The organism is Actinomadura sp. NAK00032, from assembly GCF_013364275.1.
Taxonomy (GTDB): Bacteria; Actinomycetota; Actinomycetes; order Streptosporangiales; family Streptosporangiaceae; genus Spirillospora.
Genome location: NZ_CP054932.1, coordinates 6,393,713 through 6,412,366, shown reverse-complemented (window position 1 = coordinate 6,412,366; position 18,654 = coordinate 6,393,713). Strand labels below are relative to the sequence as shown.

The window sequence follows — 18,654 nt, the reverse complement described above, 5'->3', positions numbered from 1 at the left end:
ACGAGAAGGCAGCGCATGGACCACAACGCAGCACACGACCCGGAGAAGCTGATCGCCGTCGTCGGCATGGCGGGCAGGTTCCCCGGTGCGCCGGACATCGACGGGCTCTGGACCCTGCTGATGGACGGGCGTGACGCGATCGGCCCGGTCCCGCCCGAGCGGTGGGACGCCACCGCGCCGCTGGACCCCGAGCGGGAGATCCAGGCGGTCGGCGGGTTCATCGACGGCGTCGACCGCTTCGACGCCGCGTTCTTCGGCGTCTCGCCGCGCGAGGCGCAGGTCCTCGATCCGCAGCAGCGGCTGCTGATGGAGCTGACCTGGCGGGCGCTGGAGGACGCGGGGCAGCCCGCCGCCGCGCTCGGCGGATCCAGGACGGGCGTCTACATCGGCTGCTCCTGGCACGACTACGAGCTGCTGCGCATCGCCCGCGGGGTGCGGCCCACGCCGCACAGCCTGGTGGGCAACGCCCTCGACGTGATCGCCGCCCGCCTGTCGTACTTCTTCGGGCTGCGCGGCCCGAGCCTGACGGTCGAGACGGGCTGCTCGTCCTCCCTCGTCGCCCTGCACCTCGCCGGCCAGGCGCTGCGCGACGGGGAGATCGACGCCGCGGTGGTCGGCGGCGCCAACCTGATGCTGGACCCCCATGTGACCGTGGGGCTGACCCACTTCGGGGGCCTGTCGCCGGACGGGCGCTGCGCCGCCTTCTCCGCCGCCGCCAACGGCTTCGTCCGCGGTGAGGGCGTCGCCGCGCTGTACGTGAAGACGCTGCGGCGCGCGCTCGACGACGGCGACCGCATCCACGGCGTCATCGCCCGGACCGTGGTGAACAACGACGGCGGGGGCGACAGCCTGGTGACCCCGAGCCGCGAGGGCCAGGAGGACCTGCTGACCCGCGCCTACCTCGACGGCGACCTGCCCTACCAGGCGCTGGCCTACCTGGAGGCGCACGGCACCGGAACGGGCCGCGGCGACCCGATCGAGGCCACCGCGATCGGGCGGGTGCTCGGCGCCGGGCGGGACGCCGGGCCGCTGCCGATCGGCTCGATCAAGACCAACATCGGGCATCTGGAGGCGTGCGCGGGGCTGGCGGGGCTGGTCAAGGTGCTGCTGGCGCTCCGGCACCGGGTGGTGCCGCCGAGCCTGCACTCCGCCGAGCTCAACCCCCGGATCCCGTTCGAGGACGTCAACGTGCGGGTGGTCCGGGAGCCGCTCGAACTGCCGGCCGGCGGCCCCCTCTACATGGGGGTCAACTCGTTCGGCTGGGGCGGCACCAACGCCCATGTGGTCGTGCGCAGCGCCCCGCAGGCGTGCGAGACCCCGGCGGCGTCCGCCGGGACGCCGACGGGCCTCCCGGCGATCGTCCCGCTGTCGGCCAAGGAGCGGCCGGTGCTCGCCGAACGGGCACGCGAGCTCGGCGAGTTCGTCGCCTCGACGCCGACCGGGGCGGACGACCTGCAGGCGGCCCTCGGGCCCCGGCGCGACCACTTCCCGGAGCGCGCGGGGATCGTCGCCGCCGGCGGCGACGACCTCCGGAGCGCGCTGGCCGCGCTGGCCGCGGGACCGGAGGCGGCCGAGGAGCACCCGGCCGTGGCGACGGGCCGGGCGGTCCCCCGGGGGCGGACGGCGTTCGTCTTCCCCGGCCAGGGCTCGCAGTGGAGCGGGATGGGCCGCGCCCTGTTCGCCGAGAGCCCGCCGTTCGCCGCGACCGTCGAGCGCTGCGCCGAGGCGCTCCGCCCGCACGTCGCCTGGGACCCGCTCGCCGTGTTCACCGGCGAGTCGGGCGACGAGTGGATGACCAGGATCGACATGCTCCAGCCGACGCTGTGGACGATGGCGCTGGGCCTGGCCGAGGTGTGGCGGGGGGCCGGGGTGGAACCCGACGTCGTGCTCGGCCACAGCCAGGGCGAGATCACCGCCGCCACGCTGGCGGGCGTCCTGTCGTACGAGGACGCCGCCCTGGTGATGGCGCGCCGGAGCGCGATCGCGCGCCGGACGTCCGGTCGCGGCCGGATGCTCGCCGTCGACCTCGACCGGGCGGCGGCGCAGGCCGCTCTGGAGGGGTTCGAGGACAGCGTGTCCCTCGCCGTCCACAACGGCCCCAGCTCGTGCGTGCTGTCGGGCGACGAGGAGGCCGTGCTGGTCCTCAAGGAGGTGCTGGAGGCGGACGGCGTCTACTGCCGGCTCGTGAACGTCGACTACGCCTCGCACAGCCCGCAGATGGACCCGCTGCGCGCGGACCTGCTCGCCGAGCTGGCGCCCGCGGTGCCGCGCCCCGGCTCCGTGGAACTGATGTCCACGGTCTCGTGCCGGCGGCTGGACGGGCCGGAGATGGACGCGGAGTACTGGGCGGAGAACCTGCGCCGGCCGGTGCTCTTCGCCGACGCCATGGGCGTCCTGCTGGACGAGGGCGTCACCCACGTGGTGGAGATCAGCCCGCATCCCGTGCTGGTGCCGGCCGTCGAGCAGCTGGCCGGGGGCCGCCCGGGCCGGGTGGCGGTGCTGCCCACGCTCCGCCGCGACCGCGGCACGGCCGCCGACTTCGGCATGGCGGTGGCCGGGGCCTACGCGGCCGGGCTCGAACCCTTCGGCGGTTCCCCCCGCCCCGGAGCGAGCCGGCCGGCCGTGCCCGGCTACCCGCTGCGCGGCGACCGCCACTGGGCCGAGGAGCGGCCCCGCGGCTCCGGAGCGAACCGCGGATTCGAGGCGCCGCTGGTGCCGGCCCCCGGCGACCCCGGCGCGCGGCACGCCGCCATGGACCTGTCACTGGTGGACCTCCCCTGGCTCGCCGACCACCGGGTGTACGGGACGGCCGTGCTCCCGGCGGCGGCGATGCTGAGCCTCATGGTGAACGCGGCCCGCGCCCGCCGGGGCTCGCCGCCGGGCGTACTGGAGGACGTCGCCTTCCACAAGGAGGTGGCGCTGGCCGGCGACCCGCTCCCGTTCACCGTGGAATGGCGCGACGACGTCGGCGAGGGCGGGGCCTGCCGGCTCCTGTCGCTTCCCGGCGGGGCGGCGTCGTGGGCGGTGAACGCCACCGGGCGGACCGGCGGCCGGACGAGCGACCACGCGGCGCCCCGCTTTCCCGAGTGGCACGACGGCGTCGAACCCGTCCCTCCCGGCGACTTCTACGCGCGGTGCGAGCGCCGGCAGCTCGGCTACGGCCCGGCCTTCCAGACGCTCCAGGGGCTCCATGTGCATCCGGAGGCGCGGGAGGCCGTGGCCGAGCTGGTGCTGCCGGAGAACCTGCACGCGTCCGCCAGGTCCCATGTCCTGCACCCGGCGCTGTGGGACGGTGCGCTCCAGGTCTCGCTGGCCCTCTCGGAGGAGGACGGGGCCCTGCTGCCGACGTCCGTGGAACGGATCGTCCTTTTCGCCGGGGCCGGTGAAGGCGACGGCGCCCGGGTGACCACCGCGTGGTCCCACGCCGAGCGCCGCGCGGACGGCCGCATGGACGTCAGCGTGTTCGGTGCGGACCGCACCCCGCTGATGACCGTCCAAGGACTGGCCCTGCGGCCCCTGCCGGCCGCCGGGGGCGCGCACGACGACGACCGGCTGCACCGGGTGCAGTGGGTCGAGGCCGCCCCCGACGAGGGCGCCCCGCCCGCAGGCGATCCGGCCGGGCGGCGCTGGGCGGTCCTCGGCGAGCCGGCGGGCGCGGCCGTCGAGCTGTCGCGGGCCGCGGCGGCGCTCGGGATCGATGTCGTCCACGCGTCGCCGAATGACATCGACGCGGTCCTGGCCTCCGCCGCGACCGGCGACGCCGGGCCGGTGGACGCGGTGGTGTTCACGGCCCCGCCGCAGGAGGCCGGGATCGAGGCGCAGCGATCGGGGATCGACGCCCTCACCTCGGTCGTCCGGGCCTGCGCGGGACACGACCTGCCGCCAGCCCTGGCCGTCGTCACCGCGCTCGCGCAGGCGGGCGGCTCCGCGGGCGAGACCGACCCGGGCTCGGCGCTCTACTGGGGCTACGCGCGGGTGCTGCGGCGCGAGCACGGCGAGCTGGCGGCCCGGCTGATCGACACCGATCCGGACGATCCGGGCTGGGCGGCGGCCTGCGCGGCCGAGCTGCTCCGCGACGACGGCGACGACCAGGTCGTCCTGCGCGCCGGGCGGCGCGCGGTGGCCCGGCTGGCACGGGGCCCGGCCGACGAGGACCCGCCGGAGCGGTGGCCCGTGCCGGGCACCCGCCCGCAGCCGTTCCGGATCGAGTCCGCCGGCGCGCCCGGCCGGCCCCGGTGCGTCCCCCTCGACCGGGTCCCGCCGGGACCGGGCGAGGTGGAGATCGAGGTCGGCGCCTGCGCGCCCGCCCCGCCCGGGGGCCTCACCGGGTTCGCGGGCCGGGTCGCCGCGGTCGGCCCGGACGTCACCGGCCTGGAACCCGGTGACCGGGTCGCGGCGTGCGCGGCGGGACCGCCCGCCACCCACGTCACCGTGCGGGCCGGGCACCTGCGCAGCGTCCCCGACCGGCTCGCGGACGACGAGGCCGCGGCGCTCCCCGCGGCGCTGACGACCGCGTGGCACGCGCTGGCCGACCTCGCCGGCCTCGAACCGGGCGAGAGCGTGCTGGTCCACGTCCAGGACGGCGGCGCCGGCCTCGCCCTCGTCCAGGTGGCCCTCGCCCTCGGCGGCCGGGTCATCGCGACGGTGGAGAGCCGGGACCAGCGCGACCAGGTCGTGCGGCTCGGCGCGGGCGACGTCCTGGACCGCGCAGGCCGGTCCTGGGCGGACCGCGCGCGTGCCCTCAGCGGCGGCGGCGTGGACGTCCTGGTCAACCACGCGGGCGGCCCGGTCCTGCGCCTCGGGCTGGAGGCGCTCGCGGACGGCGGCCGGTTCGTCGACCTCGCCCGGCCGCAGGCCGATCCCGGCTCCATCGCGCTCGAGTCCCTGGGCTCCGGGGCGGTCTTCGCGGTCGCCGACATCGCGGGCCTGGCCCGGCGGCGGCCGGCGCGCGTCGCCAAGCTGCTGGGGGAGGTCTGGGAACTGGTCGAGAAGGGGACCCTCCGGCCTCCGGCCGTCCACCGGTGCACCTTCGCCGAGTTCGCGCGGGAGACCGGCGCGGCGGAGGACGCGGCGGCCCGGCGGGCCGCCCAGACCGTGGTGGCCGAGCCCGGCACCGTGGAACGGGTGGCCGCGGTGCCGATGCCGGGCGGGTCGTTCCGTGCGGACGGCACCTACCTGATCACCGGCGGGCTCGGCGGGCTCGGCCTGTCGCTCGCCGAGCACCTGGCCTCCCGCGGGGCCGGCGCGCTCGTCCTGGCCGGGCGGTCGGCGCCCGGCGCCGAGGCCGAGGCGCGGCTCGCCGCGCTCCGGGACGGCGGGACGCGGGTGGAGACCCTCCGATGCGACGTCAGCGAGGCGGACGCCCTCCGGCGGAGCCTGGACTCGGTGCGCGACGGGCTCCCGCCGCTGCGCGGCGTCGTGCACGCGGCGGGCGTGCTGGCGGACGCCACGATCGCCAACCTCACCCCGGACCTCCTCCGCCAGACCCTCGCGCCCAAGGTCGACGGCGCCCTGAACGTGGAGGCGGCCACCGCCGAGGACCCGCTCGACCTCTTCGTGCTGTTCTCCTCCGCCGCCGGCCTGATCGGCAACCCCGGCCAGGCCGCCTACGCGGCGGCCAACGCCTACCTCGACGCCTTCGCGCTGCGCAGGCGCGGCCGCGGGCTCCCGGCGCTGAGCGTCCAGTGGGGCCCGTTCACCGAGGCCGGGCTCGCCGCGCGGGACCAGCGGCGGGGCGACCGCCTGGAGGAGCGCGGGATGAGCGGGATCGCCCCGCGCGAGGCGTGGCCGGCCCTCGCGCGGCTGCTCGCCGGCGACGAGCCGGTGATCGGCTACGTCCCCGTCGACCTGCGCCGCTGGTTCGACTCCTATCCGGAGATCGCCTCGCTGAAGAGCTGGGAACGGCTGTACTCGGCCGCGGCGCGCGGCGGGGAGTCCGGCCCCGCCGGCGGGGCCTTCCTCGCGCGTCTGCTGGAGGCGCCGGAGGACGGCCGCGCCGCCATCGTCGAGGAGAAGGTCCGCGAGCTGTCCGGACGCGTCCTCGGCGCCGACCCCGGGCGGATCGGGGCGGAGACCCCGTTCAAGTCGCTGGGGCTCGACTCGCTGATGAGCCTCGAACTGCGCAACCGACTCGAAGCGGCCTTCGGTCTCCGGCTCTCACCGACGCTGCTGTGGACCTACGGCAACCCCGCCGCCCTGGCCGGCGCGCTGCGCGAGCGGCTCACCGGCCCCGCGGACCCGGCCGCCCCCACCTCCGCGCAGCACGCGCGGGCCTGACCGCAAGGAACGGAGGCCATGGAAGACAACGGCACCGCGGCCGGGAAGCGGACACCGCTCACCCGGGCGCTCGCGACGATCCGAGAGCTGCGCCGCCGCCTGGAGGAACGCGAGGGCGGCGGACCCGTCGCCGTCGTCGGGATCGGCCTGCGGCTGCCCGGCGGGATCGGCGGCCTCGACGGCTACTGGCGGATGCTGGCCGAGGGCCGCGACCTGGTGGGCCCGATGCCGGCCGCGCGCAAGGAGCCGTTCGCCGAGGACTGGAAGGGCCTGCCGCAACGCGGCGGCTTCCTCGACGACGTGCTCGGCTTCGACGCGGGCTTCTTCGGCATCAGCCCCCGCGAGGCGCGGCACCTGGACCCCCAGCACCGCCTCCTCCTGGAGGTCGCGTGGGAGGCCCTGGAGGACGCCGCGCTGCCCGCCGACGCGGCCGCCGCGGCACGGACCGGCTTCTACCTCGGCATCATGTGGCAGGACTACCGCGACTGGCTCGCCGGGGAACCGGACGCGTACTGGACGACGGGGAACGGCCACAACTTCGCCGCCGGGCGCATCGCGCACGCGCTGGGGCTCACCGGGCCCACGCTCGCGGTCGACACGGCCTGCTCGTCGTCCCTGGTGGCCGTGCATCTGGCCGTGCAGGCGCTGCGGCGCGGCGAGTGCGAGGTGGCGCTCGCCGCCGGGGCCAACCTGATCCTCTCCCCGCGGTCCATGCGCCTGGTGGCGCAGACCCGGTCGCTGGCGCCCGACGGGCGCTGCAAGAGCTTCGACGCCCGCGCCAACGGGTTCACGCGCGGCGAGGGGTGCGGTGTCGTCGTCCTCAAACGGCTGGACCACGCCCTGCGGGACGGCGACCGGGTGCACGCCGTCATCCGCGGCTCCGCCCTCAACCAGGACGGACGCGCGGGCGGCTTCACCGCGCCGAACGTCCTGTCGCAGGTGTCCCTCATCGAGACGGCGCTCGCCGAGGCGGGCCTGGAGCCGGCCGACATCGGGTACGTCGAGGCGCACGGCACCGGCACCTCGCTCGGCGACCCCATCGAGATGGAGGCGCTGGCCACGGCGCTGGGCCGCCGCAACGGCGGCCGGCCGCTCGCGGTCGGCGCGCTCAAGACCAACGTCGGGCACCTGGAGTCGGCGGCCGGCGTGGCCGGGCTGGTGAAGGCCGTGCTCAGCCTGCGCGAGCGGCGGTTCCCGCCGCTGGTGCACTTCCGGACCCTGAACCCGAGGATCGACCTGTCGGGCACCGGCATCGCCGTCCCGGCGGAGCTCACCGACTGGGACCCGGCGGCGGGCACCCACGCGGCGGTCAGCTCGTTCGGCATGAGCGGGACCAACGCCCACATCATCCTCGCCGGTCCGGACGAGCCGGGTCTCGCCGAACGGCCCGCGCCGGAACCGGACGGCGCGCCCGCCGGCGGCTTCGAGATCTCCGCGAAGACCGACACGGCCCTGCGCGCGCTCGCGGACCGGTACGCCACGGCGCTGGACGGGCTGGATCCCGTCCGCTACGCCGCGTTCGCCCACACCGCCACCTTCGGCCGGACCCGGCTCGACGTCCGCGCCCGGATCGAGGCCGCCGACCCGGGCACGGCGTCCCGGCGGCTGCGGGCACTGGCGGCGGGCACGGAACCGGCCGGCGTGACCGTCGTCCGGGGCGCCGCCGGCGGCGCCCCGGACGACGGCGCCGGCGCGCCCACCGCGCGGCAGGTGGCCGACCTGCCGTTCTACCCGTGGCAGCGCACACGCTACGCGCCCGAATCGGCGAGCGCCGCGCACGCCGTCGCGCAGCCGGCCGCGCGGCCCGCCGCCGCACCGGCCGTCGCACCGGCCGCCTCTGAGGCGGCCCTGCCCGAGACGCACCGGCTCGTCTGGCGGCCTGTCGAGGCACCGGCGGACGCGACGGGCGTGTCCTGGGTCATCGCCGGAGACGACGTCGAGCTGATGACGCTCCTGATCGGCGCGGCGGCGCACGGCGGCGCGCCGGGCACCGTGCTCGGCCCGGACGCGCTCGCGCCCGCGGCGGCCGACGCCGGCTGGGAGCACCGGCCGCTGCCCGCCGGCTCCGACGCCTGGTCGGGCTTCTGGGCCGGGCACCGCGCGGAGGAGAGCCTCGCCCTGCTCCTCGTGCCGGCCCCGTCCCCGAACGGCGGCGACGCGGCGGACGACGACGTCGAGGCGGCGGCCGGGATGTGCGCCGCCGTCACCGCGGCCGTCCACGGCCTGAGCGCCCGCGACGGCGACGGGCCGGGCCGGGCGCGGGCGTTCGTCACCACCCGGGGAGCCCGCCGCGTCGATGACGACGACCGGGTCGACGACCTCCGGCACGGGCCGCTGCACGGACTGGCCCCGGTGATGGGCCTGGAGTTCGGCGCGGTGTGGGGCGGCATCGTCGACCTCCCCGCCGACCCGGGACCCGACGACGCCGGGGCCCTGCTGCGCTTCGTCGCGGCAGAGACCGCCCGGGGGCCCGGTGCCGCGGCCGAAGACCTGGCGGCGGTGCGCCGGGGACGGATCCTGGGCGCCCGCCTGAGCGCCGTCCCCGGACACGCGCCGCAGCTGACGATCAGGGACGACGCCGCCTACGTCGTGACGGGAGCCCTCGGCGCCGTGGGCCGGGAGCTGGTCACCGACCTCGTGCGGCGCGGAGCCCGCCACCTGCTGCTGATCGGCCGCCGCCCGGAGGACGACCTCGGCGCCGAGGCGGCGGGCCTGCTGGCGGAGCTGCGCGGCCGGGACGTCTCGGTGGCCTACCGGGGCGGCGGCTGCGACACGCCGGAGGCGCTGGCCGCGGCCTGCGCGCCCCTCGCGGACATGCCGGCCGTGCGAGGCGTGATCCACGCGGCCGGGAGCCTGGACCGGTCACCGGCGCGCGACACCGGTGCCGGGCGGTTCGCCGCCGCGCTCCGGAACAAGTACGCCGCCGCGCGGTCGCTGCACCGGGCGGCGGAGCGGTGGCCGCTGGACTTCTTCGTCCTGGTCTCGTCCGTCTCGGCCGTGTGGGGCACCGAAGGCTACGCGGCCTACTCGGCGGCGAACGGCGGGCTGGACGCGCTCGCCGCGCACCGCCGGTCCCGCGGGCTGCCGGCGACCAGCATCGCCTATGGTCCGTGGGCGCTCGACGGCCTCGGTATGGCCGACGAGGAGTCCCTGGACCGGTACGCGCGGGTGGGAGTCGGGGCGCTCACCGCCGAGCGCGGGTGCGCCGCCCTCACCGAGCGGGCGCCGGACGCCTCGGGCCATGTCGTGAGCTGCCCGCTCGACCTGCCGCGGCTGGACCGCGTGATGTCCAGCCTCCGGCCGCGCGCGCTCTTCGGCGGCGGCGACGGCGACGGCGGCGGGGCGCCGGTGGCCGCGGAACTGGCCGCGCTCCCGGAGCGGGCCCGCGAACCGGCCGCCCGCTCCCACGTGCGGCGGCTGGTGGCGGCCCAGCTCGGCCACGACGACCCGCGGGCCGTCGACGAGGGCACCGGCTTCTTCGAGCTGGGCCTCGACTCGATCATGGCGGCGGACCTGGTCGCGGCCCTGGCGGCGGACTTCGGCGCCGACCTCGCCGCCGCCGACGTCTTCGACCACCCGACGACCGCCGAGCTCGCCGGCCACCTCCTCGAACGGTGGCGCGCGGACTCCGGCCCGCGCCCCGCCCGGCCCCGCCGGGACGCACCGGCGCGGCGGACGCGTCCGGCGGCGCTCCCCGCGCCGGGGAGCGGCTCCACCGCCGAGCGCGGCGACGGGACGGGCGAGCCCGTCGCGATCGTCGGCATGGCGGGGCGCTTCCCGGGAGCGGACTCCGTGGAGGCGCTGTGGGAGCTGCTCCGCGACGGCCGCGACGGGGTCGGGCCCGTGCCGCCCGGACGCTGGGACGGGCCGCCGACCGACCGGACGGGACCCGACGGAGAACCCCTCCTCACCACCGACCAGGGCGGCTTCCTCCAGGACGTCGACCGGTTCGACGCCGCCTTCTTCGGCCTCCCCGCACGCGAGGCCGACGCCCTGGACCCGCAGCAGCGCCTGCTGCTGGAGTCCGCATGGCACGCGCTGGAGGACGCCGGCACCGACCCCCGGAGCCTGCGGCGCTCGCGCACCGGCGTGTTCGTCGGGATCAGCTACTCCGACTACGCCCGGGTGCTGGCCCGGGACGGGCTGGAGCACGTCGACGCCTACTACGGCACCGGCACCGCCCTGAACGCCGCGGCGGGCCGCATCTCGTTCACGCTCGGCCTGAACGGGCCGGCGATCGCCGTGGACACGGCCTGCTCGTCGTCCCTGGTCGCGCTGCACCTGGCCGTCCGCTCGCTGCGCTCCGGCGAGAGCACCGCCGCGCTGGCCGGGGGAGTCAACCTGCTGCTCGACCCGACCTCGTCGGTGGCCGTCAGCCGCGCGCACATGCTGTCCCCCGACGGGCGCTGCCGGACGTTCTCGGCCGACGCCAACGGGTTCGTGCGCGCGGAGGGCTGCGGCGTCGTCGTCCTCAAGCGGCTGGCCGACGCCCGCCGCGACGGCGACCGGGTGCTGGCCGTGGTCCGCGGCAGCGCCGTCAACCAGGACGGAGCGTCCTCGGGGCTGACGGCGCCCAGCGGAAGGGCCCAGGAGGAGATGCTCCGGGCCGCGCTGGCCGACGCCGGCCTGCCGGGCTCGGCGGTCTCCTACCTGGAGGCGCACGGCACCGGCACCGCCCTGGGCGACCCGATCGAGCTCGGCGCGGCCTGGCGGGTCCTCGGCCCCGGCCGCGCCGCCGGCCCGCCGCTGCGGGTGGGGTCGGTCAAGAGCAACGTCGGGCACTGCGAGTCCGCGGCCGGGATCGTGGCCGTGATCAAGACGGTGCTCGCCCTGCGCCACGGGCTGATCCCGGCGAACCTCCACTTCGCCGAGCCCAACCCGCAGGTCGCCTGGGCGGACATGGACGTCGAGGTCGTGGCGGACCCGGCGCCCTGGCCCGCCGGGGACGGCGTGCGGGTGGCGGGCGTCTCGGGCTTCGGCTTCACCGGGACCAACGCCCACGTGCTCCTCGCCGACCCCGGCGACCACCCCGGACCCGCCCCGGCCGGGACGCCCCCCGGCGCGGCCCCGGCCATGCTGGTGCCGCTGTCGGCCCCGGACCCCGACGGGCTCGCGCGCCTGTCGGCGGCCTGGCGGGAGCGGCTCGCGGAGGCCGCCGAAGAGGACCTGCCGGGCCTCGCCGCCGCCGCGGGCGCCGGACGCGCCCACTTCCCGTACCGCCGGGCCCTGCTCGGCAAGTCCCGGGAGCAGCTCGTGGCCGCGCTGGACGGGCCCGCGCCCGCCGAACCCGTCCCGGACGCGCCGCGGATCGCCTTCCTCTTCTCCGGCCAGGGCAGCCAGTACTTCGGCATGGGCCGGGACCTGTACGAGACCGAGCCGGTCTTCCGCGACGTGTTCGACGACTGCGACCGGGCGCTGGCGCCGTCCATCGGCGCCTCGCTCACCGAGCTGACCCTGTACGGCGACGACCCGGACGTCGTCAACGAGACACGGGTGACCCAGCCGGCGCTCGTCGCGCTGGAGCTCGCGCTCGCCGCGCTGTGGGAGTCCTGGGGCGTCGTCCCGGCGGCGGTGATGGGGCACAGCGTCGGCGAGATCGCCGCCGCGGTGCACGCGGGGGTGATGGACCGCCCCACCGGGCTGACGCTGATCGCCGAGCGGGCCCGGCTCATGCAGGGCACCGAGCGCGGCGGCATGCTCGCGATCGTCGCGGCGGAGCCGGACGCCGCGGCCTGGGCCGCCGAGCACGGGCTGGACCTCGCCGCGGTCAACGGACCCGAGGCCGTCGTGCTGTCGGGGCCGCCGGACGCCATCGGCGACCTGGCCGCGCGCCTCAAGGAGCAGCGGGTGCGCCACCGCCGGCTCAGCGTCTCGCACGCCTTCCACTCCCGGCTGCTGGACCCGGCCCTCGCCGAGCTGTCCGACGTGCTGAAGCCGCTGGAGTTCCACGACCCCGAGGTGCCGATCGTCTCCAACCTCACCGGCCGCGTCGCGGAACCGGGCGAGTTCGACGCCGGCTACTGGACGCGCCACGCCCGGCGGCCGGTCCGGTTCCACGACGGCGTCCTGCGGCTGCGGGACCTGGACGTGGACCTCTGCCTGGAGATCGGCCCGGACCGGACGCTGGTCAACCTCGTCCGGGCCGCCGGCCTGGCGCCGCCCGGCGGCGTCGCGGGCTCGCTGCGGCGCGGCGCGCCCGACCACGACGCGCTGCTCGCGGCGGCCGCGACCCTCTACGCGCTGGGCCGGGACCTCCGGTGGGACCGGGTGCAGGCCGCGACCGCCGGGGCCCGGGCCGGCGCCCCGCGCTACCCGTTCGCGAGGACCCGCCACTGGCCGTCCGGCCCGGACGCGGCGCGGGCCCCCGCCTCGGAACGGCCCGCGGACGGGCCCCCGTGGGGCACGGAGATCCGGTCCCCGGCGCTGCGCGGCCGGGTGTTCCGGACCGAGCGCAGCACCGCGTTCCCGGCCCACCTCACCGACCACCGGCTCTTCGGGACGGTCTCGGTCCCCGGCGCCTCGCAGCTCGCCACCGTCCTGTCGGCGCTCGGCGCGCGGCGGGAGCCGGTCCTCCTCGAAGACCTGCACTTCCCGCGCGCGCTGGTCCTCCGGGACGGCGAACGCTACGAACTGCAGATCATCGAGGCCGAGCAGGACGGCGCGCGGACCGTGAGCGTGCAGAGCCTCGTCGACCCCGAGCACGGCCGCTGGCTGGAGCACCTGGCCGCGCGGGTGGCGCCGCCGGCCGCCGGCGGCGCCACCCGCGCCGCGCCCGACCCGGACGCGTTCATCGATTCGGCCGACCGCCGGCTGTCCGGAGAGGTCTTCTACCGGCACCTGCGCGGCCTCGGCTACCAGCTCGGGCCGTCCTTCCGGTGGATCCGCGACGCCTGGATCCGCGGCGACGAGGCGCTGATCCGCTACGCCGAGCCCGCCGTGATGAACGAGGACCCGGCCGACTACCAGATCCACCCGGGACTCCTCGACTCCTGCCTGCAGAGCAGCGTCAGCTTCGCCGTCGGCGACGCGGACGAGGTGCGGGAGGCCGATCACCTGCCGATCCCGTTCGCCGCCGGCGCGGTGGCGTTCCCCGGACGGCCCGCCCCCGGCTCCGGCCTGTGGGGGCATGTGCGCGCCGTCCGCCGCGACGGGCCGTCCGCAGGGCTCATGCAGGTCCGGACGGCCGACGTGCACCTGTTCGACGACACGGGGGCGACCGTCCTCGCCGTCGACGGCTTCCGGTTCAGGCCGGCGCCGCGCCCGCTGCTGGAGAGCTCCCTGCGCGGCGACGCCTGGCACGCCTACGAACTGCGGTGGGACGAGTGGGACCCGCGGGTGCCGGACGCCGGGGCGCTGGAGATCGCCGTCCTTGGCGGCGCCGCCGCACCGGCCGTCGGAGAGGATCTGGAGCGGCGCGGACACCGGGTCGTCCACCTGGACCCCGGGAACCTGCCCGGGACCGCGGCCGACCTCATCGTGGACGCCCGCCTCGCCTCCCCGGCGGTCCGAGGCACCCCGGCGGACGCGTTCCGCGACCTGGAGGCGCTCGCCGGGGCACTGCGCGCGGCACCGCGCCGCATCCCCTACGCCGTCCTGTGCGCGGGCGACGGGGAGGACGGCGCCGAGGCGGCGCCGGTCCGCGAGGCGGCCTGGGGGCTGCTGGCCTCCCTTGAGGAGGAGGAGCACGATCGGCGGCTCCTGCGCTTCACCCTCGCGCCCGGCTGGGACCCGGCGGCGCTGTCCGCGCTGCTGGCCGGCGCGGCCGGCGAGGAGTTCCCGGAGACGCGCGTCACCGTGGGCGCGGGCGGCGCGCGGGTCGCACGACTGGCGCCGGTCTCCCGGTGGAGCGTCCCGGAGGGCGCGGAGCACCGGCCGGAGGGGGAGCGCGCCGCGCTGATCACCGGTGGGCTCGGCGCGCTGGGCCTCAGCGTCGCCGGGATGCTCGCCGCCCGCGGCGTCACCGACCTCACCCTGATGTCCCGCTCCGCACCCGGCGAGACCGCGCGCCGGGTCCTGGACGAGCTGGCCGCCGGCGGCGCGCGCGTCACCGTCCTGAACGGCGACGTCACCGACCCGGCCGACTGCGCCCGCGCGGTGGCCTCGGCCGGGGAGCGCGCACCGCTCTCCCTGGCGCTGCACCTGGCGGGCGTCACCGACGACCGGCCCTTCGAGGAGCTGACGAGCGAGTCGTTCGCGACGGTGTTCGCGGCCAAGGCGCACGGCGCGGAGAACCTGGCCGCGGCGCTGCGCGGGATCCCGCTGGAGGCGTTCGTGCTGTTCTCCTCCGCGTCGGCCGTGCTCGGGACCGCCGGCCAGACCGCCTACGCGGCCGCCAACGGCTATCTCGGCGGCCTCGCCCGCCGGCTGCGCGCGGCCGGACTGCCGGCCGTCGCCGTCGACTGGGGGCCGTGGGTCCCGGCGGGCGGGGGCGGCCTGGCCGCGGCCGGGGCCGCGGCCCCGGCCGTCGAGGCCGCCGGGTTCCGCCCGCTCGGCGACGACGAGGCCGCGGAGCTGCTCGACCTCGCGCTGGCCAGGCGCCGGTCGCGCCTCATCGCGATGGCGGTGGACGCCGAGCGCGCCGCCCGGCCGCCGCACGGCCGGTCGAGAGCCGCCCTCTTCGGGGCGGCCGCGCCCGCCGGCGGGGCGCGCTCCGACCGGTCCGGGCGTACGCGCGGACGGCTGCGCGCCGAGCTGGACGCCCTCGATCCGGCCGAGCGGGGCGACCGGCTCCGGGCGGCGGTGCGCGAACTGGTGGGCGAGGCGCTCGGCGACCCGACCGCCGTCCAGGACGAGACGGGCTTCACCGACCTCGGACTGGACTCGATCATGGTCATCGACCTCCGCTCGCGCCTCGCCCTGTCCGTCGGCGCGGAGCTGCCCGCCACGGTCGCGCTCGACCATCCGACGATCGCCCGGCTCGCCGGGCACGTCCTCGGCCTGCTGTACCCGGAGCCCGAGCCCGCGGCGGAGCCGGAGCCGGAACCGGAGCCGGTCCCCGGGCCGGAACCCGCGGGCGACCCGGTCGAGGAGCTGTCGTTCGAGGAGCTCGTCCGCGCCGTCGAGGCCGATCTGGAAGCAGGAGCCGAGGGAGGACAGCATGGAGGCCGCTGAGATCCGCACACTGATGGAGGAGCAGCTCGCGCTGTCGCGGCGGCTGCGCGCGCGCATCCGGGCACTGGAGGACGAGCGCAGGGCCCCGCTCGCCGTGGTCGGCATGGGGCTCAGGCTGCCGGGCGGCCTCCGGACCCCGGGGCAGTACTGGGACTTCCTGCGCGGCGAGGGCACCGCCTTGACGGCGATCCCCGAGGACAGGCCGGGGCTGCGCGAGGTGCACGACCCCGTGGTCGGCAGACCGGGGCGGTCCTACGTCGACCGGGCCGGGTTCGTCGACGACATCGCGGCGTTCGACGCGGACTTCTTCGGGATCTCGCACCGCGAGGCCAAGCTCCTCGACCCCCAGCAGCGCATGCTGCTGGAGGTCGCGTGGGAGGCCATGGAGCGCGCCGGGATCCCGGTGCGGCGCTCGGACCGGCTGGACGTCGGGGTCTACCTGGGCATGATGGCCTCCGAGTACCTGGAGCGCCTGGAAGACCGGTCGGACACGACGCGGATCGACCCCTACTACACGACCGGGGGAGGGTTGTGCTTCGCCGCGGGCCGCATCAGCCACGTGATGGGCTTCTCCGGCCCCGTGGTGAGCGCGGATACCGCCTGCTCGTCCTCCATGACCGCGCTGCACCTCGCCGTGCGGGCGCTCCGCGGCCGGGAGTGCCGCTACGCGCTGGTGTGCGGCTCCAACCTGATCCTCTCCGCGAACCTGATGGTGTCGCTGTGCCAGACCCGCGCGCTGTCCCCGGAGGGGCGGTCGAAGTCGTTCCTGGCCGCCGCGGACGGCTACGGCCGCGGCGAGGGCGTCGGCGCGCTGGTGCTGATGCGGCTGGACGAGGCCGAACGGGAGGGCCGCCCGGTCCTGGCCGTCGTGCGCGGGACCGCGGTCAACCACGACGGCGCGGCATCGAGCCTGACCGCCCCCAACGGCCCCGCGCAGGAGGAGGTGATCGGCGCGGCGCTGAAGGACGCGGGAGTGGAGGCGGCCGACATCGGCTGGATCGAGGCCCACGGGACCGGGACCCCGCTCGGCGACCCGATCGAGGTGGGAGCGCTCGACGGCGCGCTCGGAGCCGCCGTCCGCGAGCGCGGGGTCCCGCTGGCGCTGGGCAGCGTCAAGTCGAGGCTGGGCCATCTGGAGGCGGCGTCGGGGATCGCGGCCCTGATCAAGACGGTGCTGGTGCTCCAGCACGGCGTGATGCCCGCGGCCCGCGACGAGGACGACGGCGAACTCAACCCGCGCATCCCCTGGGACCGGATCGGGTTCACCGTCCCCGCGCGGAACCACCCCTGGCCGAGCGGGCTGCGCCGGAGGGTGGCCGGAGTCAACTCCTTCGGCATGAGCGGCACCAACGTGCACGCGGTCCTGGAGGCGTACACGCCCGCCGGCCGGGGCGCGGACGAGCCGGCGGGGGCGTCCTCCCGGCCCGAGCTGCTGACCCTCTCGGCGAAGTCACCGCAGGCCCTGGCCGAGCTGGCGGACGACGTCGTGTCGCAGCTGAAGTCGGCCGACCCGGCGGCACTCGGCTCCCTCTGCCACACCCTGCGGGCCGGGCGGGCGGGGTTCCCGTACCGCGTGGCCGTCACCGGGACGACGGCGACCGAGCTCGCCGAGCGGCTGGCGGCGGCGGCCGGCGGGCCCGCGGCGCGCGAGCCCGCCGCCCCGGTCCGGTCGCTGACCCTGCGCGGCGAGCTGGACTCGGCCGCCATCGCCGCGGGGACCGCCGCGCTGGCCGGCGCCTTCCCGGCGATGTTCCCCGCGGGAAGCGAGCAGGACCCGGCGGGCGAACGGCTCGCGCGGGCGATCGGCAGGTTCGGCCTTCCGCTGCGGCCCCGCCCGGCGGGCGGAGCGTCCGGCGTCAGGCCCGGCGCGTCGCTGGAGTGGGCCACGGACGGTGCTCTGCGGTCGTGCCCGCTGATCGGCGACGACCCCGCCGACGCGGAGAGGCTCCTTCTGGAGGCGCTGGCGACGCTCTACACCGACGGCGCGGACCTGAGGCTGGAGCCGGTCCGCGCCCCCGGCGCGCGCACTCTCCCCGACCTGCCGACCTACCCGTTCCGCCGCACCCGGTTCTGGATCGGCGAGCCCCCCATGGGCGCGGGAGCGGGCGCACGCGGGAACGGGACGGCCGCGCACGGCGGTGCGGAGGGGACCGTGAAGGCCCCTCCGCCCGGTGACGGGGACGGGGTGCGCGCCTTCCTGATGGCGCGGCTCAAGGACGTCCTCCAGTCACCGGAGGACCTGGATCCCGAGGCCTCGCTGCAGGAGGCCGGCGCCGACTCGTTCATCACCACCCTGTTCATCACCAAGGTCGAGGAGCACTACGACCTGGGCCTGCCGCCCGAGGACCTGCACATCGAGATCCCGCTGGCAGAGCTGATCGCCATGCTCGCCGACACGATCGCCGCAACTGCGGCGGACCGGACGGAGCGCAGCGCATGACGGCCATGGTGCGTCCCAGGGCGGTGCCCCGTCCGGCACTGCGCCTGATCGTCTTCCACCACGCGGGAGGCTCGTCGGCCGCCTACATGCCGCTTGCACGCGCCTTGCCCGGCGGCTGGGAGCTGCTGCTCCTCGATCTGCCCGGACGAGGCCGCGGCCATCGCGCCAGTCCCCTGACGGAGATGCCGTCGCTCGTGGCGGCCACCGCGGACGCGGTACTGGAGTGGGCGGGACCGCCGGTCGCGCTCTTCGGGCACAGCCTCGGGGCGATCGTCGCCCTGGAGACCGCCCGCCGCCTGGAGGCGCGCGGTGTCACGCCCCTGTGGGTGGGCGTGTCGGGGCGTCCCGCGCCGGAGTGCCCCGTGGACGAGGCGCGCCCCCTCTGCGAACTGCCCGACCGGGAGCTGATCGGAGCGCTGGCCCGCTTTGGCGGGATCCCCGCAGAGCTCGACGAGCTGCCCGAGTTCCGCGACCGGTTCGTCCGGCTCGTGCGCGCCGACCTGCGAGCGCTGGACTCCTACGTCCCGCAGGAGCGGCGCAGGCCGCTGGACGCGCCGCTGACCGCCTTCGGCGCCGTCGACGACGAGTTGGCGCCGGCGGACACCGTCGAGCCCTGGAGCCGGGAGACCGCCGGCGGCTTCCGGGCGCGCATGTTCACCGGTGGCCATTTCCATTTCCTCGGCCGCTCCTTCGCCGGCTTCGCGAAGGTCCTCGTCGAAGAGGTCGGGCGTGCGGTGGACGCCGCGGCGGGGACCGGGCCCGGCCGGGAGAGGTCCGGGCCGCTGTACATCCGGTGAGCCGCCGGCCGATCCAGTGGAGGTAATCGT

The 18,654-nt window shown here is 77.3% G+C and carries 4 protein-coding genes; all 4 read left to right on the top strand.

All coding sequences use genetic code 11. The annotated features are described in order from the left end of the window. Nucleotides 1–15: 15 nt before the first annotated feature. From HUT06_RS29275 to HUT06_RS29260, 4 genes are read left to right on the top strand one after another with little or no spacing between them, the layout of a single operon-like run. Nucleotides 16–6,276 carry a type I polyketide synthase gene (locus tag HUT06_RS29275; RefSeq protein WP_176198655.1) on the top strand — a complete coding sequence of 2,087 codons (6,261 nt, stop codon included), beginning with the start codon at nucleotides 16–18 and terminating at the stop codon, nucleotides 6,274–6,276. Nucleotides 6,277–6,294: 18 nt separating this feature from the next. Further along, a complete protein-coding gene (locus HUT06_RS29270; protein ID WP_176198654.1) occupies nucleotides 6,295–15,387 on the top strand; it encodes a type I polyketide synthase in 9,093 nt (3,030 codons plus the stop codon). Continuing rightward, nucleotides 15,374–17,827, top strand: coding sequence for a beta-ketoacyl synthase N-terminal-like domain-containing protein (locus tag HUT06_RS29265; protein ID WP_176198653.1), 2,454 nt, complete (start codon nucleotides 15,374–15,376; stop codon nucleotides 17,825–17,827). Before HUT06_RS29270 ends, HUT06_RS29265 begins: the two co-directional genes overlap by 14 nt. Then, the gene (locus HUT06_RS29260) at nucleotides 17,824–18,624 is read left to right on the top strand and encodes a thioesterase II family protein (protein ID WP_176198652.1); all 801 of its coding nucleotides are present in this window, start codon (nucleotides 17,824–17,826) and stop codon (nucleotides 18,622–18,624) included. Before HUT06_RS29265 ends, HUT06_RS29260 begins: the two co-directional genes overlap by 4 nt. Nucleotides 18,625–18,654 lie beyond the last annotated feature (30 nt).